The following is a 17,772-nucleotide window of genomic DNA, read 5'->3' on the forward strand; positions in this document are numbered from 1 at the left end:
ATGAGAAAAGGTTCCATAACTGTATTTGCTTTAATAACAATGTTAATCGTATTTTCAATCTGCTTATATTTATCATATATAACAGTAATGGAAAATCATTTGCAGAACAATTTAAAATATAAGTTGCAAAACAATTATGATTTAGAGACCTCATTAAATTATATAGTTAATGATTTTAATGTAGTCGATAGTGATATAAACAAGTCAATCATTAAGTACTGCAATTCACCAACCATAAACAACAAGGATGTTATTTATGTTAAAAATAAAGATGAAAACGATGTGATAGCTGCTGATTTAGAATACAATTTAAAAGACAATAACACATATTTAAACATCTCAATTAAATCGCCAAACTCTAATTTCAATGCTAAGTTAAAAGCAAGTGTAGATTTCGTAAATGAAGTATTTACATATAACAAATTGTCATATGTAAATAAAATAAGTTTTATAAAAAGACCTGATTTAGAAGATGAATTAGTAAGATTTTTTCTCGCTATTGATGATAGCTATAAAATTCCTCCATTAAAAAGCGGTATGAGTTCACTATCCTTATATCATAGTGAAGAAGTTATGTTAAAAAGGATCAATGCTAATCAATACTGGGTTTATCGTAATGAAGCTATAGAAAATTATAGTATAATGACAAATGAAGTTTTCATCTATATAGAAAACAAAGCTAATTATGATAATGTTAAGTTGACGATTGATTCTAACAATAAATATGATTATTTAAAAGGTATCATATATGTAGAAGGAGATATTCATATAATTAATAATTTAAATTTTAATGGTATTATCATAATTAACGGAGGAGAAATCTATATAGACGAAGGCAAGAATGCTACTATAACTGGAAAGATTATCTCAAATAATGAATTTGTAGTTCCTGATGGATTGCAATTAAAATATTCACCAGATATAATGAACAAATATGGGGTATATTTGCCAAATTATATTAAAAGCAAGATCAAAAATGTTAAAATAATCTATTGAATGGAGTTAATATGAAACCAATTATTTTAATAGGTATGAGTGGAGTAGGCAAGACATATATAGGTAAAAAATTAGCAGAAGCTTTAAATTTCGATTTCTATGATACTGATGAACTTATTATGAGAAAGAATAACGCTAGCATAGAATATTTATTTGAAACTTATGGTGAAAAATACTTTAGAGAAGAAGAAAAAAAAATATTAAAAGAAATTATCTACAAAAATAGATGTGTCATTTCAACTGGAGGGGGTATCATATTAGATATAGAAAACATTGATTTAATCAAATCTAATGGAGTTGTATTTTACCTATATGACAATATTGAAAACATATCTAATAATTTGAAATTTAGCAATTATAAAAGACCTTTGTTAGACATAGATAATGATTTGCCAATGCAGCTTAAAAAAATGTTTTTTACTAGAGAGAAATTATATTTGAGCACATGTCATTTTATTATAGATGTTTCTTCTAAGGATGAAATATCTATAATAAATGAGATAGCATACAATTATAAAACATTTACTTGTTAGAGAAATGACTTACTGATATAATATTTTAAGATATATTATATGATTTGAGATTAGGAGGGAATATTTTGATACAAGCAGGTGAATTTAGGAAAGGAGTAACTTTTGTTTGGGATGGGGATGTTTACCAAGTGGTTGACTTCCAACATGTTAAGCCAGGAAAAGGTGCTGCATTTGTTAGAACCAAGATTAGAAATGTTATTTCAGGTGGTTTGAAAGAAGTTACGTTTAACCCAACAGAAAGATTCGAAAAGGCTGTTATAGAAACAAAAGAAATGCAATACTTATATTCAGATGGAGAGCTATATTATTTTATGGATAATGATACTTATGAGCAATTACCTCTAGATTTTACTGCTGTGGAAGAGGCAATCAAATATTTAAGAGAAAATGATACAGCCATTATAAGATTCTATCAAGGCAAAGCTTTTGAGGTTTTACCTCCAAACTTTGTAGAATTAAAAGTTATTGAGACTGAGCCTGGAGTTAAAGGGGACACAGCTCAAGGAGCTACAAAAAATGCAGTAGTAGAGACAGGAACAACTATAAGTGTACCATTATTTGTTAATGTTGGAGATGTCATAAAAATCGACACTAGAACAGGTGAGTACTTATCAAGAGTATAGGAGGGGTAAATATGGATTATTTAGCACAAAAGGTAGCTTACTTAAAAGGGCTTGCAGACGGTCTCGGAATTGATGAAAGCACTAAAGATGGTAAACTTTTATTAAGCATTGTGGAAACATTAGAAGACTTTTCTGATGTAATTGGAGATTTGATTGATGATCATTTGGATCTTGAAGAATATGTCAATTTCATTGATGAAGATTTGGCTGATGTAGAAGAAGACATTTATGGTGATGAATCTGACTATGAATTCGATGATGATGAATTTGATTTTGATGAGTATGATGATGATCAAAGTCTAAGAGACGGAACTAATTGGAATAACGAAGACAATTACGGATTAGAAGAATATTTGGAAGATGAGGAAGAAAAAGAATAAAATAATAATCAATTTGAGCCTAAAGCTAAGCTTTAGGCTCAAAAAATGTAGATATGATTGTAAACATAATATAGCTTTGATATAATTGAAAAAAGAGGTGATAATATGGCAAAGAATGAATATATTGAAGATGCAAACAACCCGAATATCAAAATATCAAAAGATGTTTTGACTGCTATAGCTTTAAAAGTTATAAATTCAATAGAAGGTGTTGAATTAACGAATCCAAGTTCTAGTTTTTCTGAATTGATTGGAAGGAAAAACAACCCTAGAGGCATCAAAGTAGATATTAAAGATAATGATTTATATATAGACATTTTCATTTCATTAAAATATGGTTCTAAAGTTAATGAGATAGCTTATGATGTTCAAAAGAAAGTTAAAGAATCAATAGAAGTGATGACTGATTTAAATTTAAAAGAAATAAATGTTCATGTTGAAAACATAATTGCTACAGATGATGGACAGGATCATTTTGATGCCAATAATTAGAAGGGATGACTATGGGAAGAAAACAAACACGTGAAGCACTTATGCAAGTCGTTTATCAAATGGATTTAAATAAAAATTTTTCGAAGGAAGAGATATCTAATTTTTTAAATAACTTTAGCTTAGCTGATTGTGAAGTCGATTACTTAGAAGAATCTGCTTATGGGATCATAGATAATTTAGATACTATTGACAAATCTATTGAAGAATATACTGAAGGATGGAGTATCGAAAGATTGCCAAGAGTTGATTTAGCAATATTAAGAGTTGCTTTTTACGAAATTATCTATAGAGATGATATCCCTACTGAAGTGGCTATAAATGAGGCTATAGAAATAGCCAAGAAATACAGTGCTCCTGATGCATTTAAATATATTAATGGAGTATTAGGCAGTTTTGTAAGGGCTAATGAGATTTATGAATAAACACTACTTAGGAATAGATACTAGCAATTACACTTCATCTATATCTGTTATAAATGAAAGTGATCAGATATTATTAGATCAACGAATAATATTAGATGTTCCATTAGGAAAGAGTGGACTTAGACAACAAGAAGCAGTTTTTCAACACTTGATCAATATTCCTAAACTTATAGAAAGTATAAACATTGATGTAAATTGTTTTGACACAGTATCAGTAAGCTCTAAACCTAGGCAGATAGAAGGCTCTTATATGCCAGTTTTCAAGGTTGGAGTTAGCTTTGCAGAAGTTATATCAAAAATCAACAAAATACCAATAAAATACTTCAGTCACCAAGAAGGTCACATCGCTTCAATAATTTATGAAAATAATATTTATGAAGATGCTTTTGTTTCATTTCACTTTTCTGGAGGAACAACAGAAATCATTTTAGTAAAAAATTCAGATAATTTATATACTACTTTAATAGGTGGAACCAATGATATTAGTTTCGGCCAGTTAATTGATAGAATAGGTGTTTACACAGGGCTAAAGTTTCCATGTGGCGAAAAAATGGAAAAAATTGCGTGTTTAGGTAGCTTGTTAAAATTAGACTTACCAAAACCACAAAACACAACATGGATAAATTTATCAGGCTTAGAAAATTTCTACAAGAGATTGATAGATTCAAAAAAATATAATATTGAAGATATATTTTATACATTATTTATAAATATTTCCTATTTCATTGAAAACATGCTTATCAAAACTATTGAAATTCAAAATACTTCTACTGTTTTAATTGTAGGCGGTGTAAGCACAAATAATATAATTAGAAATTATTTGTCAACCAACAACTGTAGAATAAAAATATACTATTCTAAAACAAATCTATCTTCTGACAATGCAGTGGGTGTTGGTTTTTTAGGTAAGTATAAGCGTGGCTGGGAGGATTAAAATGAAACCCTTGAGGGTAAGTGAGGTAAATAATTACATAAAGAAAATTTTTGCATCGGATATTTTATTGCCTGAAGTGAGCATTGTTGGCGAAATATCAAATCTTTCGATTCATTATTCTAGTGGGCATATCTATTTTAATTTAAAAGATGAGAATTCTAAATTAAAATGTGTAATGTTTAAAACATATGCTCAAACAAATGATATAGAATTAAAAGATGGATTGAAAATAGTAGCGATAGGGAACATATCAGTATATGAAAAAGATGGTATATATCAACTTTATGTTAGAAAGATAAAAAAAGACGGTATTGGAGAATTATATTTGATATTTGAAGAGCTCAAAAATAGACTTCAAAAGGAAGGGCTATTTGAATCAATTCATAAGAAGCCTATTTCTAAATACCCTCAAAAAATAGGGATAGTAACTTCACCTACAGGTGCAGCTATTAGAGATATTATTAGGATAATGAAAAGAAGATTTCCACCGATAAATGTTGTAATATATCCATCACAAGTACAAGGGGAAAAAGCAGTCGATCAACTGATTGAGGGGCTTAATTACTTAGATAAAATCGATGATATAGATTTAATTATACTGACGCGAGGTGGTGGTTCGATTGACGAGCTATTTGTTTTTAATGACGAAAGGCTTGCAAGAGCGATATTTTCCACTAAAAAACCTGTAATTTCAGCTGTTGGGCATGAGACTGATTTCACTATTTCAGATTTTGTTGCTGATTTTAGAGCAGCTACACCTTCAGAAGCTGCAGAATTAGCCACTCCTGAAATAAATGCACTTAGGAGAGAAATCTTTGAACTTAAAAATATCCTTATTAAACTAACTTTTAACATATTAGAAAGGTGTAGGATTGACCTTGAGCAAATTCAAAAATACCTCAACTTTTATAATCCTAAATATTTGATTGAAGAAAGAAGAATAGAGCTTGATAACATAATTCAAGTTATTACTTTTAAAATGTTTAAAAAAATTGATGAAACAAAAAATAGACTTGAAAGACAAAAAATAAAATTGGATTTACACAACCCTACATATGTGCTTGACCAAGGTTATGCATATATTACTGATGATAATGGTATAATATTAACAGACATAAATAGCGTAAATATTGGTATGAAAGTAATATTGAATTTAAAAAATGGAGAAATAGATGCAGAAATAAAATCAATTTCTACGAGGGGGAATATTCGTGAAAAATGATGAAATGACATATGAAAAAGCATATGATAGACTAAAAACTATATTGAATGAACTTGAAAATGGTGGTTTAAAATTAAGTGAAGTGTTTGATAAATTCAAAGAGGCTATGACTTTATATGAATATTGCAAAAATGTACTTGATGATGTTGAAGGGGAAGTTAAATTGATATTGAAGGATGATGGTCAAGTTAGAGAAGTTGATTTTGAAGAAGATTTAAAGGCTGATGACTATGTTTAAGAATAAATTTATTGATTATATAACGCTAATTGACAATGAACTTGAAGAAATCATATCTCCAATGAATAAATATCAAAGCATTATGTATGAATCTATAAGGTATAGTTTGTTTTCTGGAGGGAAAAGACTCAGACCAGTTTTGCTTTTGATTACTTACAATATGTTTTCTAAAGATACTAAGCTAGCATTACCTTATGCAGCGTCAATTGAAATGATACATACTTATTCGTTAATTCATGATGATTTGCCTTCTATGGATAATGATGATTATAGAAGAGGGAAATTAACTGCCCATAAAATGTTTGGAGAGGCTTTGGCAATATTATCTGGTGATGCACTTTTAAATTTAGCATTTGAGACAATGTTAAAAGCAAATATGGAAAACAACGATCAAAGAGCGATAAGAGCTAGTTATGAAATATCAAAATCAGCTGGTTATTCTGGAATGATTTTAGGACAAGTTATTGATATGTATGAAAAGGAACTAGATGTAAAAGAGATTTTATACATGTATTCTTTAAAAACTGGGGAACTTATAAGAGCAAGTATTACTTCAGGAGCAATATTGGGTGGTGCTTCTGAAAAACATATAGCTATACTTAATGAATTTGGGAAAAATTTAGGCCTTTCATTTCAAATACAAGATGACATATTGGATTTTGAAAAAGATAAAGATATGGATAAGTTAACATTATCTAAATATTATTCTAAAGAACAACTTATAGAATTAATTAATTATCATAATGACAAATGTAAAAATCTATTAAAACAATTAGATGATCTAGATACATCTCCTTTTGAATACTTAGTTGACGAATTAGCTTATCGAGAGATTTAAAGTTGATAATTTCAATAATTTATGGTATACTAATTATAGTTATAGTGGTACAGTATTCTAGTCAGCACAGCTATTTCTGAAGGCGGGCCTAAAAATCCGTCAAAGAGCATATCGATGAAGTTCTTTATGTTTGGCTTGCGACGCCCAGTCGTGGGCTTTCATAAGGAGTAAGAAGGATGGGGCGATCTGCAATGGCATGCAGGCGTGGACCCTGCCTTCGTGGAGACATAATATAGTGAAAAATAGTACTATATTATGATAAACCTGCAACAAAACATCAAATCAAATTAAATTTGCAGAGTAGCTTGCCTTGAGTGGGTTAGTGCGGATGGTAAGTTCAGATTTAAAGATTCAGGGCCCGAAACTTTAAATCTCTGTTACCGAAACCTAATCTGCAAAAGAGGATAGGAAATAGTATGGCTGTTGAGGAAAACTCCTAGACTGTTCACGTTGTTGAGATAACTAGGGGATTACAGTGCGGACTAAGTGGCAATCCAGTCCTGCAATTGGCGACATTGCAGTGATAAGATTAAAGGGAAACCGCTGCACCGGCGACGGGCAGTTCTTGTCAGGGAAATCCTGCTGGACCTAAAGCCGTAAGATTTACTCTAGTTATTACCACTCGTTAAGCTGATAGCAGTGCTGTCAGCTTTTTTACTTATACATATTAGGAGGAAATATGTCAAAAATTGAGGATGATAGTTTATATAATAAATATAACTTGAAATGGGTAATACCTATTACTTTGTGGACATTTATAATATCCATTACATTGTCTGTTTTTTCGGAGAGCCTAGTAAAACGGTTTGATTTGTTAGTAGCTTTTATAATTCTAATAATTATAATATTTATTGGTATAATATTTGATATAGTAGGAGTGGCTGTTACAAGTGCTAACGAAAAACCTTTTCATGCAATGGCAGCTAATAAGATTCCTGAGGCGAAAATAGCTATAAAGTTAGTGAGAAATGCTGGTAAGGTAAGTAATTTTTGCAATGATGTAATTGGAGATATAAGTGGAATTTTATCTGGAGCTATTTCTGCCAGTATTGTTATAAAATTAGTTGAAACTTTTTCTTTATTAAATATTACAATAATAACAATACTCTTAACTGCATTTACTGCTTCTTTGACTGTTGGTGGAAAAGGGATTGGCAAAAGTATTGCTATGAACAATGATGAGAAAATAGTTTACATAATGGCAAAATTCTTAAAGCTATTAGAGAAAGTTTTTAATATAAAATTTTTTAAAGAAAAGAATACTAAAGAAAAGAATGCTAATGGTAGTAAATGATAAAAGGAGTAGTATATGTCAAAGAAGAGAGCTGATATATTAATATATGAAAAAAATTTAGTTGATTCGAGAGAAAAAGCAAAGAGACTTATAATGGAAGGCGTTGTTTACGTAGGAGAAAACAAAGTGGAAAAACCTGGAGAATTTTTTCTTGAAGATACTGAATTTATTATAAAATCTAACCCTTTGAAGTATGTAAGCAGAGGTGGGTTAAAACTTGAAAAAGCAATTGAAGAATTCAATCTTAATCTAAACAATAAAATATGTATGGATATAGGGGCTTCTACAGGTGGATTTACTGATTGCATGCTGCAAAATAATGCAAAAAAAGTTTATGCAGTAGATGTTGGTTATGGACAGCTAGATTGGAAATTAAGAAATGATAACAGAGTAGTTGTATTAGAAAGAACAAATATTAGAAAAATAGACAAAAACATGATTAAAGATAAAATTGACTTTATTAGTATAGATGTTAGTTTTATCAGCCTGGAACTAGTGTTGCCAGTGGCTAAAGAATTGCTAAGCAATGAAGGAATAATAATAGCTCTAATAAAGCCTCAATTCGAAGCAGGGAAAAACAAAGTAGGTAAAAAAGGTATTATAAAAGATAAAAATATACATTTAGAAACTGTGATGAAAATAATCAACCTTGCCAAGACTCTTGAATTGTATACATCAGGTTTTACTTATTCTCCAATTAAAGGAATGACAGGAAATATCGAATTTTTGATAATGCTTGATAGAACAAAAAAAGAGGACAATCTTGACATAGAGAAAATCATATTGGATGCTCATGAAAAGTTATAGTGGGTGAGAAAATGCTAAGAAGGTTGCATATAGAAAATTATGCTATTATAGATAAGCTAACAATCGATTTTGAAGATGGATTTAATGTTCTTACGGGAGAAACTGGTTCTGGTAAGTCTATAATAATTGAAGCCCTTGGGGTAGTACTTGGGGGTAGAAGCAATAGAGACATGATTAGAACAGGCAAAGAATCAGCCTACATAGAAGCCACATTTAATTCTAATTCAGTCATTAACAATAAGCTTGAAGATATAGGTATTCAAAGGGATGACTTATTGATAATCTCTAAAGAAATCTATACTAATCAACCAAGCATCGCTAGAATAAATAATAAAGTAGTAACAAACAGTGTTTTAAATGACATAACTTCAAGTCTAGTGGATATATTTGGTCAGCATGAACATCAGTCATTGTTAGAAGTAAAAAATCATATTTTTATTTTAGACTCTTTTTTGGAGGATAGCCAAAGGGATATTTTACTTGAAATAAATAATTTATATGATGAATATATTTTTTTAAAGAAAAAAAAGAAAGAAATAGAAACTAATAGTCAGCAAAGAGAGAGAGAATTAGACCTTATAAAGTATCAAATTGAGGAGATTGATTCATTAGAACTCTCAACTTCAGATGAAAAAATAGAACAAGAGTTTAAAAAATTAAATAATTTAGAAGAAATTATAAAATTAGGGAATAGATCATTAGAATTTATTAAAGGCGAATCATTTGAGCAAAACGCTATGGATTTAATAGATAAATCAGTTTCGTTATTGAAAGATCTAGGAAAGTTAGATGAAAATTTCCATTCTTTTTATGATCAGTTATTGAATTTTAGATATGAATTGAATGAGATCTACACAAGTATATTAGATTATTTGAATTCTTTATACTATGATGAAGAAAAATTAGTTTTTTTAAGGGATAGACTAAATAGCATTAATATGTTAAAAAAGAAATATGGCAATACCATAGAAGATATATTATCCTTTAGAAAGGAATTAGACTTAAGAATAAATTTTTTAATGAATTTAGAATATGAGCAAAAATCCATTGATGATAAATTAAATGAGATTGAAAAAAAATTATTAAATAAATCAAATATACTAACTGAATTTAGAAAGAGTGTTGCAAAAGAGCTAGAAAAAAGCATAAAAAATCAACTTATAGATTTAAATATGAAAAACATTGAATTTATTATTGGTTTCAATAAAAAAGACAATATAACTAGAAATGGAGTTGACGATGTAGAATTTTTAATATCAACAAATGCTGGTGAAAAGTTAAAGCCACTGTCAAAGATTATATCAGGTGGAGAAATGTCTAGAATAATGCTTGCAATAAAGTCTATTTTTGCTCAAAAGGACAACATTCCTGTTTTAATATTTGATGAAATTGACACTGGAATAAGTGGAAGAACTGCTCAATTAGTTGGTGAAAAAATAAAACAAATATCTACAAACCGTCAAGTTATATCTATTTCTCACTTACCTCAGATAGTAGCGTTAGCAGATGTTCAATTTTCTATTGACAAGTCTTCAAACGATAATACAACTATAGCAAAAGTAACAAAACTTGATTTTGATGAAAGAGTTAAAGAACTAGCCAGGATGTTGGGAGGTGCATCTATAACTGATACAACTTTAAAACATGCTAGAGAAATGTTGGAGATGACCAAAAACAACAAACAGCAAGCATATAAGTAGATGATATGATATATAAAATCAATAATTTTTAACGGAGGTATAAGATGCCATATATAGAAAAAACAATGAAATCTGAAAGAATATATGATGGGAAAATTTTAAATCTGAGAGTAGATACAGTAGAATTACCTGATAAAAAATATTCTAAAAGAGAGATTGTTGAACATCCTGGTGCAGTTGCTATTGTTGCTATTAATCAAGACAATGAAATGGTTGTTATAAGACAGTATAGAAAAGCAATTGATAAAGTCCTATTAGAAATACCAGCTGGGAAATTGGAACTAAATGAAGAGCCTATAGAATCCGCAAAGAGAGAATTAAAAGAGGAAACAGGATTTACTGCTGAAAAAATAGAATATCTCACCGAATTTTATACATCTCCAGGTTTTAGCAATGAAAAAGTATATTTATTTTTGGCTCAAGGCTTGACTCCTGGGAATCAAGAGCTAGAAATAGGGGAACATATAGACGTAGAGTGTTTTAAATTAGATGAATTGATTAAAATGATTAAATTCGGTGATATAGTGGATTCGAAAACAATTGTAGGAATTATGTATTACTATGAATTAATAAACAAGTAAAGGAGAAATGGAATGGGATTAAATTATATCGAAAAATTTTTAGAATATCTGAAGAATGAGAAGAAACTTAGCAATAATACTATGCAGGCATATCTTAGTGATCTCAAGCAATATGAACATTTTCTAATGAATAATAACATAGAAATTACTAAAGCAAATAATACCAATGTTTTAATGTATTTATTAAATTTACAGAAATTAGAGAAATCAACAGCAACCATATCTAGACATTTAGCAAGTATAAGATGTTTTTACGAATATCTCCAAAGATGCGGTTTGATAAATGAAGATCCAACTTTCAATTTAAAAGTACCTAGAAAAAAGAAAAAACAACCCAAAATTTTAGAAGAGCATGAAATTAATGCTTTATTGAGCTTACCTGATATAAAAACAGAAAAAGGCTTAAGGGATAAGATAATATTGCAAGTGGCATATTTCACTGGATTAAGGGTATCTGAACTAAGCGAACTATCTATAAAAAATATAAATTTTGCAGACAAAACTATTGTTATAAATAGAAATAATACTTCAGTAAGTTTAGAATTGACAAATGAAACTATTGATTTAATTAACAACTATTTGAATTTGTTTAGAAAGGATTATGACGAAAATGAGCCATTGTTTATAAATTATTTAGGAGAGAGAATCACAAGACAAGGGCTTTGGAAAATCATTAGATCTTACGCTAATGGGATTATTGACAAACCAGTTACACCTCAAGTTATTAGAAATTCTTTCATTGCAAATTTAATGAAAGATGAAACAAATCTTCAAAGACTTTAAACTATAACATTATTATTTGAGGAGGAAAATATGAGAGCTATAGATATAATAGAAAAGAAAAAGAAAAATTATGCTTTATCTAAAGAAGAAATTGATTTCATGGTACAAGGTTATACCAATGGAGAAATTCCAGATTATCAAATGGCTGCTTTTTTAATGACTATATATTTTAATGGAATGAGTTACAAAGAAATAGCTGATATGACTGAGAGCTTTGTAAATTCAGGGGATACAGTAGATCTTTCTAAAATAAATGGAATAAAAGTTGATAAGCATTCTACTGGGGGAGTAGGAGATAAAATTAGCATTATTGTAATACCTCTTGTAGCTTTATGTGGTGTTCCTGTTGCAAAAATGAGCGGTAGAGGGCTTGGACACACAGGAGGTACAATAGATAAGCTAGAATCAATAGATGGATTTAGAGTTGAATTGAGTCCTGAGGAATTTATTGAGAATGTAAATAAATATAAGATGGCAATAGTCGGACAAACTGCAAATTTAACTCCTGCGGACAAAAAGATTTATGCTTTAAGAGATGTAACAGCTACTATCGACAGCATACCTCTAATTGCTAGTTCTATAATGAGCAAAAAAATAGCTTCTGGCGCTGATGCCATAGTATTAGATGTAAAAGTTGGATCTGGTGCATTCATGAAAGATTTAGATGATGCTAGGGAATTAGCAAAAACAATGGTTTCAATTGGTAAAAATTTGAATAGAAATACTATTGCTGTAATTACAAACATGGATCAGCCTCTTGGTTATGAAGTAGGCAATAGCAATGAAGTAAAAGAAGCTATTAAAGTATTGTCAGGGAAAGGTGCTAAAGACGAAACGGAAGTAGCATTAACTATAGCTTCATTTATGTGTTTGTTGGGTGGTGCATTTGATGATTTTGACGAGGCATATAGGGATTTGGAAAATAAAATCAACTCTGGTTTAGCTCTAGAGAAATTAAAAGAGTTAATAAAAATACAAGGTGGCAATCCAGATGTAGTAGATAACCCTGATTTATTACCTAAAGCAAAAAATACATTCCTTGTAAAGTCGGAATTAGAGGGATATGTTAACGAAATAGATGCTGAATCTGTAGGAATATCTGCGATGCTCTTAGGAGCTGGAAGAAAGACAAAAGAAGATTCTATAAATTATGGTGCTGGTATTACTTTAAAGAAGAAAATCGGAGACTATGTAAATAAAGGAGAAGTCATATGTGAGCTTCATACCGATCTCGATTCAGTAAATGAGGCATATGAAAAGATTTTAAGTGCATATGTAATAAAAGATCAAGTGCTTGAAGAAAAACCATATGTATATGAAGTAATACAATAAGAGGAGAAGATATGAATTACTTAATTAGTTTGCCAGGGCTTTTAATAGCAATAATATTCCACGAGATAGCTCATGGGTATGTAGCGTATAAATTAGGTGACCCTACGGCAAAAAACGCAGGTAGATTGACACTAAACCCTATAAAACATATAGATCCTGTAGGATTTTTGTGTATGCTAATCTTTAGATTTGGCTGGGCGAAAGCTGTACCTATAAACCCAGCCTATTTTAAAAAAAGAAAGAGAGATACTATATTAGTTTCAGTTGCTGGAGTAATGACTAATTTTTTACTAGCTCTTATTTTTGGATTTATATTAGTTAATGTAAATATATCTAATAATTATTTATACCAGATTATTTTAATCGCTATGTGGTATAACATAATGTTGGGGATATTTAATATATTGCCTTTTCCACCACTTGATGGTTCTAAGGTATTAGCTAGTCTATTACCAACGAAATTAGAGTACTCATTTTATAAATATGAGAGATACTTTTATTTTATTTTACTATTATTGATAATGACAAATACAATAAGTAAAATTTTAAATCCTTTAATCAATATCACATTAAATTTGATTGTAAGAATTCTTTATTTTTGAGGTTTTTATGGAATATAATATTAGTATAGAAGTTTTTGAGGGGCCATTGGATTTATTGCTAAAATTGATTGAAAGCAATGAATTAGATATCTATAATATACCAATACATGAAGTTACTGATCAGTTTATAAGTTATATTAAGAAAATGAAAGAATTAGATATTGAGTTGGCAAGTGAATTTATAATTATGGCATCTATTTTGATTGAGATAAAATCAAAATTATTGCTGCCAGCAGAAAAGATAGTTCAGGATGATAAAGAGATAGAAGTAGATCCAAGAATAGATTTAGTAAAAAAATTAGAAGAGTATAAAATATACAAAGATATAAGCAATAAATTAAAGCAAATGCAAGAAGATCATTTGAGAACATTTTATAAAATACAAGAGGATTTTAACATTTATATTGAACCTTTAGAAGAATTAAAAGATATTGATTTAGAGAAGCTTACATTTGCTTTTAAAAAAATTCTAAATCGTATTGACAATCAAAAGTCTGCAGAGGAATCTGTCAAGTTAATTAGATATCCAGAGATTAAACAAGAAATATGTGAAAACAACATTATCAGTGCATTAAATGTTAAAAGAAAAGTTACATTTAATGAGTTGCTACAAACACCAACTAAAAATTATGCAATTGCTTATTTTTTAGCAATATTAGAGTTGCTAAAACTTAGAATAATTATTGCTTATCAGAGCGATGACTGTGAAGATATAATCATAGAGAGGGTAGAGCAAATTGAATAACATAAAGTCTATTATAGAGGGACTTTTATTTGCATTTGGAGAGCCGCTTGAAATAAAAGAGATATCAAAAGTTTTAAATCTTTCAGTAGATGAAGTAAATCAATGCTTAGAAGAAATGAAATTAGAATTTGACGAACAAAATCGTGGCTTAAGAATTATAAAAATAAATAATTCTTATCAGTTAGCAACTCGCCCAGAACATTATGATTTTATAAAATCCATACTAATTTCTAGAAATCAAAGAAGTTTGTCTAATGCAGCATTAGAAACTCTTTCTATAATTGCTTATAAGCAGCCAATTACAAAAATGGAAATTGATGAAATTAGAGGTGTAAAAAGCGATAAAAGCATTGAAACATTGTTGCAAAAGAAATTAATAAAGGAAGCTGGAAGGCTAGAAAGACCTGGTAGGCCAATATTATATGTTACTACTGATGAGTTCTTAAAATTTTTCGGTATAGAAACGATAGAAGATTTACCTGATATAGAAAAATTGAGGGATATTGGAGATAAGTATGAGTATTGAAAAAGGTAATATAGATTTAATGAGATTGCAAAAATATATTTCCAAGTCTGGATTATGTTCTAGGAGAAAAGCAGAAGAACTTATACGAGATGGGAAAGTAAGTGTTAATGGGATTTTAATAACTGACATGGGATTTAAGGTAAATCCAAATCATGATAAAGTTAAAGTTAATAATAAACTGATAAATATATCTGATGAAAAAATATATATTGCATTAAATAAACCAGAAAAAGTTATTACAAGTGCTAAAGACGAGAAAAATAGAAAGACTGTATTGGATTTTACTAAAGATATACCTCAGAGAATATTTCCAGTAGGAAGGTTAGACTATGATACCTCAGGATTGATAATTTTGACTAATGATGGAGATATTGCTAATAAATTAATGCATCCTAGAAAAAAAATTTACAAGAAATATCTAGCTTATGTCAAAGGAGTGCCAGATGATTCTGATTTAGAAAAATTAAGAAACGGAATTGTTATTGACAACAGAAAAACTGCTAAAGCAAGAGCTCATTTAGTAAATACCAATGAGAAAGATTCATTAATAATCATTGAAATTTATGAAGGTAGAAATCATCAAATAAAGAAAATGTGCGAAGCTATAGGACATCCTGTTAAACGATTAAAAAGAGTTTCGGTTGGGGAGATTGAGTTAGGGGATTTAAAAGTTGGAGAATGGAGAAAACTAACCCAAAACGAAATAGAATATTTAAATAACTTATAGGGGTAATATGAAAGAACAATTAAACAATGTTATTTCAATAGTAGATATCATTATAGAAAAATTTGTAGAAGAAGGTTTCACGTGTCTAGATGCTACAGTAGGCAATGGGAATGATACTATTAAACTATCGGGAAAAGTTGGAGAATCTGGAAGAGTTTATGGATTCGACATACAGAAAACAGCAATAGAAATCACCACAGAAAAATTAAGTAAGTATGGTTATATAGATAGGACAATATTGATTAATGACTCTCATACAAAATTAGACGACTACATCAAAGAACAACTTGATTTTGCAATTTATAATTTAGGATTTTTGCCAAAAGGTAATAAAGAAATTGTAACAAATGAAAAAACAACTATTGAAAGCATTAAAAAGGCTTTAAACTTGTTAAAGAAATATGGTATTTTAGTTGTGGTTTCATATATAGGACATGAAAATGGTCTAGATGAGTACAAAGCAGTTTATAAATATCTAAGTTTGCTAGATCAAAAAAAATTTAATGTTTTAGAGCTAAATTTTATAAATCAAATTAATAACCCACCAAGATTATTTTGCGTAGAGGTTAGGGGAGGTAAATAATGTCAAGAGTAAAGATAGTTGATACTGTTTTTAGAGATGCTCATCAATCACTTATCGCAACTAGGATGAAAACAGAAGAAATGTTACCAATTGCTGAAAAAATGGATAAAGCAGGATATTATGCTTTAGAGATCTGGGGTGGAGCAACTTTTGATTCTTGCTTAAGGTTTTTAAACGAAGATCCTTGGGACAGATTAAGAGAAATGAGAAAAGCTTTTAAAAATACCAAATTGCAAATGTTATTAAGAGGACAAAATCTACTTGGATACAAACATTATCCTGATGATGTAGTAGAGGAGTTTGTGAGACTATCTATAAAAAATGGGATAGACATCATAAGGATTTTTGATGCTTTAAATGATTTAAGAAATTTAGAAACATCAATAAAAGCCACTAAAAAATATGGAGGACATGCTCAAGGAGCTATTAGTTATACTATTAGTCCAGTCCACAATATAAATTACTATGTTGAAGTTGCTAAAGGAATGGCTGAAATGGGAGTTGATTCTATTTGTATTAAAGATATGTCAGGAATATTGTTGCCATATGCTGCTTATGAATTGGTCAGTGAAATTAAAAAAGCCGTTGATTTACCATTAGAAATACATTCTCATTTTACTAGCGGAATAGCAAATCAGACTTATATGAAAGCCATAGAAGCTGGAGCAGACATAATTGATACTGCGATTTCACCTTTAGGCAATGGCACAAGCCAACCAGCTACAGAACCAATGATTGCTTCTCTAGAAGGAAGTCCTTATTACCCAGATATTGATTTTAATACTATTCTTGAAGTTTCAGATTATTTTAAGACTTTACGTACAAAATATGAAAAAGAAGGTCTTTTAGATAACAAAGTATTGACTGTAGATATTAATACTTTGAAATATCAGGTTCCTGGAGGGATGTTATCAAATCTTGTCTCACAACTGAAAGCACAAAATAGTGAAGATAAATATGAAGATGTTTTAAAGGAAATACCTAGGGTAAGAGAAGAATTAGGATTTCCACCTCTAGTAACCCCAATGAGCCAAATGGTTGGGACACAAGCTTTATTTAATGTATTATCTACTGAAAGATATAAAATGGTTCCAAATGAAGTTAAGAATTATGTAAAAGGTTTGTATGGTAAACCTGCAGCTCCTATAAATGAAGACATAAAACGATTGATAATTGGAGATGAAGAAGTATTTGAAGGAAGGCCAGCGGATTTGTTAAAACCAGATTTAGATAAGTATATAAATGTAATAAATGAATATATATAACAGGTAGAAGACGTACTAACCTATGCATTATTCCCTCAAGTAGCATTGAATTTTTTCAAACAAAGAATGGCATCTAAATATAAGATAGAAACAGATTTGCTGAATGAGGAAGAAAAAACTCACCCAATATAAAAGGACAAATCATATGA

Annotated in this window: 22 protein-coding genes; all 22 read left to right on the forward strand. The window is 29.5% G+C overall.

All coding sequences use genetic code 11. The features are described from left to right. Positions 1 to 996, forward strand: a complete 996-nt coding sequence (locus tag ACTB1H_RS03305) for a hypothetical protein (protein ID WP_463261410.1) — start codon at positions 1 to 3, stop codon at positions 994 to 996. Positions 997 to 1,007: 11 nt separating this feature from the next. Beyond that, positions 1,008 to 1,529 carry a shikimate kinase gene (locus ACTB1H_RS03310; protein ID WP_463261411.1) on the forward strand — a complete coding sequence of 174 codons (522 nt, stop codon included), beginning with the start codon at positions 1,008 to 1,010 and terminating at the stop codon, positions 1,527 to 1,529. A gap of 65 nt (positions 1,530 to 1,594) precedes the next feature. Further along, the gene (gene efp / locus ACTB1H_RS03315; protein WP_463261412.1) at positions 1,595 to 2,152 is read left to right on the forward strand and encodes an elongation factor P; all 558 of its coding nucleotides are present in this window, start codon (positions 1,595 to 1,597) and stop codon (positions 2,150 to 2,152) included. An 11-nt stretch (positions 2,153 to 2,163) separates the two neighbouring features. Next, positions 2,164 to 2,532, forward strand: a complete 369-nt coding sequence (locus tag ACTB1H_RS03320; protein ID WP_463261413.1) for a CD1247 N-terminal domain-containing protein — start codon at positions 2,164 to 2,166, stop codon at positions 2,530 to 2,532. A gap of 105 nt (positions 2,533 to 2,637) precedes the next feature. Then, the gene (locus ACTB1H_RS03325; RefSeq protein WP_463261415.1) at positions 2,638 to 3,024 is read left to right on the forward strand and encodes an Asp23/Gls24 family envelope stress response protein; all 387 of its coding nucleotides are present in this window, start codon (positions 2,638 to 2,640) and stop codon (positions 3,022 to 3,024) included. Positions 3,025 to 3,035: 11 nt separating this feature from the next. Continuing rightward, a complete protein-coding gene (gene nusB, locus ACTB1H_RS03330) occupies positions 3,036 to 3,446 on the forward strand; it encodes a transcription antitermination factor NusB (protein WP_463261416.1) in 411 nt (136 codons plus the stop codon). After that, positions 3,439 to 4,380 (forward strand): hypothetical protein, encoded by a 942-nt coding sequence (locus ACTB1H_RS03335; RefSeq protein ID WP_463261417.1) that lies wholly within the window; start codon positions 3,439 to 3,441, stop codon positions 4,378 to 4,380. Before nusB ends, ACTB1H_RS03335 begins: the two co-directional genes overlap by 8 nt. A gap of 1 nt (position 4,381) precedes the next feature. After that, a complete protein-coding gene (gene xseA, locus ACTB1H_RS03340) occupies positions 4,382 to 5,602 on the forward strand; it encodes an exodeoxyribonuclease VII large subunit (protein WP_463261418.1) in 1,221 nt (406 codons plus the stop codon). After that, complete coding sequence (gene xseB, locus ACTB1H_RS03345) at positions 5,592 to 5,840, forward strand: exodeoxyribonuclease VII small subunit (RefSeq protein WP_463261419.1); 249 nt, start codon at positions 5,592 to 5,594, stop codon at positions 5,838 to 5,840. The genes xseA and xseB overlap by 11 nt, the downstream gene beginning before the upstream one ends. Beyond that, positions 5,833 to 6,678, forward strand: coding sequence for a polyprenyl synthetase family protein (locus tag ACTB1H_RS03350; RefSeq protein ID WP_463261420.1), 846 nt, complete (start codon positions 5,833 to 5,835; stop codon positions 6,676 to 6,678). Before xseB ends, ACTB1H_RS03350 begins: the two co-directional genes overlap by 8 nt. 679 nt (positions 6,679 to 7,357) lie before the next feature. Then, positions 7,358 to 7,972, forward strand: coding sequence for a DUF21 domain-containing protein (locus ACTB1H_RS03355; protein WP_463261421.1), 615 nt, complete (start codon positions 7,358 to 7,360; stop codon positions 7,970 to 7,972). Positions 7,973 to 7,987: 15 nt separating this feature from the next. Beyond that, positions 7,988 to 8,779: a TlyA family RNA methyltransferase gene (locus ACTB1H_RS03360; RefSeq protein ID WP_463261422.1), complete on the forward strand. Its 792-nt coding sequence runs from the start codon at positions 7,988 to 7,990 to the stop codon at positions 8,777 to 8,779. 11 nt (positions 8,780 to 8,790) lie between these two features. After that, the gene (gene recN, locus ACTB1H_RS03365) at positions 8,791 to 10,479 is read left to right on the forward strand and encodes a DNA repair protein RecN (RefSeq protein WP_463261423.1); all 1,689 of its coding nucleotides are present in this window, start codon (positions 8,791 to 8,793) and stop codon (positions 10,477 to 10,479) included. A gap of 44 nt (positions 10,480 to 10,523) precedes the next feature. Continuing rightward, entirely contained in the window at positions 10,524 to 11,060 is a 537-nt protein-coding gene (locus ACTB1H_RS03370) for an NUDIX hydrolase (RefSeq protein WP_463261424.1), read from the forward strand. A gap of 12 nt (positions 11,061 to 11,072) precedes the next feature. Further along, entirely contained in the window at positions 11,073 to 11,843 is a 771-nt protein-coding gene (locus tag ACTB1H_RS03375) for a tyrosine-type recombinase/integrase (protein WP_463261425.1), read from the forward strand. Between the two features lie 30 nt (positions 11,844 to 11,873). After that, on the forward strand, positions 11,874 to 13,175 hold the full coding sequence (locus tag ACTB1H_RS03380; protein WP_463261426.1) for a pyrimidine-nucleoside phosphorylase: 1,302 nt from the start codon (positions 11,874 to 11,876) through the stop codon (positions 13,173 to 13,175). Between the two features lie 11 nt (positions 13,176 to 13,186). After that, a complete protein-coding gene (locus tag ACTB1H_RS03385; protein WP_463261427.1) occupies positions 13,187 to 13,777 on the forward strand; it encodes a site-2 protease family protein in 591 nt (196 codons plus the stop codon). Positions 13,778 to 13,784: 7 nt separating this feature from the next. Further along, positions 13,785 to 14,522, forward strand: coding sequence for a segregation and condensation protein A (locus ACTB1H_RS03390; protein WP_463261428.1), 738 nt, complete (start codon positions 13,785 to 13,787; stop codon positions 14,520 to 14,522). Continuing rightward, a complete protein-coding gene (gene scpB / locus ACTB1H_RS03395; protein ID WP_463261429.1) occupies positions 14,515 to 15,048 on the forward strand; it encodes an SMC-Scp complex subunit ScpB in 534 nt (177 codons plus the stop codon). Before ACTB1H_RS03390 ends, scpB begins: the two co-directional genes overlap by 8 nt. Beyond that, complete coding sequence (locus ACTB1H_RS03400; protein ID WP_463261430.1) at positions 15,038 to 15,775, forward strand: pseudouridine synthase; 738 nt, start codon at positions 15,038 to 15,040, stop codon at positions 15,773 to 15,775. Before scpB ends, ACTB1H_RS03400 begins: the two co-directional genes overlap by 11 nt. A gap of 7 nt (positions 15,776 to 15,782) precedes the next feature. Next, positions 15,783 to 16,358 carry a tRNA 5-(aminomethyl)-2-thiouridylate-methyltransferase MnmM gene (mnmM, locus tag ACTB1H_RS03405; RefSeq protein WP_463261431.1) on the forward strand — a complete coding sequence of 192 codons (576 nt, stop codon included), beginning with the start codon at positions 15,783 to 15,785 and terminating at the stop codon, positions 16,356 to 16,358. After that, positions 16,358 to 17,623, forward strand: a complete 1,266-nt coding sequence (locus ACTB1H_RS03410) for an oxaloacetate decarboxylase subunit alpha (RefSeq protein ID WP_463261432.1) — start codon at positions 16,358 to 16,360, stop codon at positions 17,621 to 17,623. The genes mnmM and ACTB1H_RS03410 overlap by 1 nt, the downstream gene beginning before the upstream one ends. Positions 17,624 to 17,772 lie beyond the last annotated feature (149 nt).

This window comes from Soehngenia sp. (genome assembly GCF_055108775.1).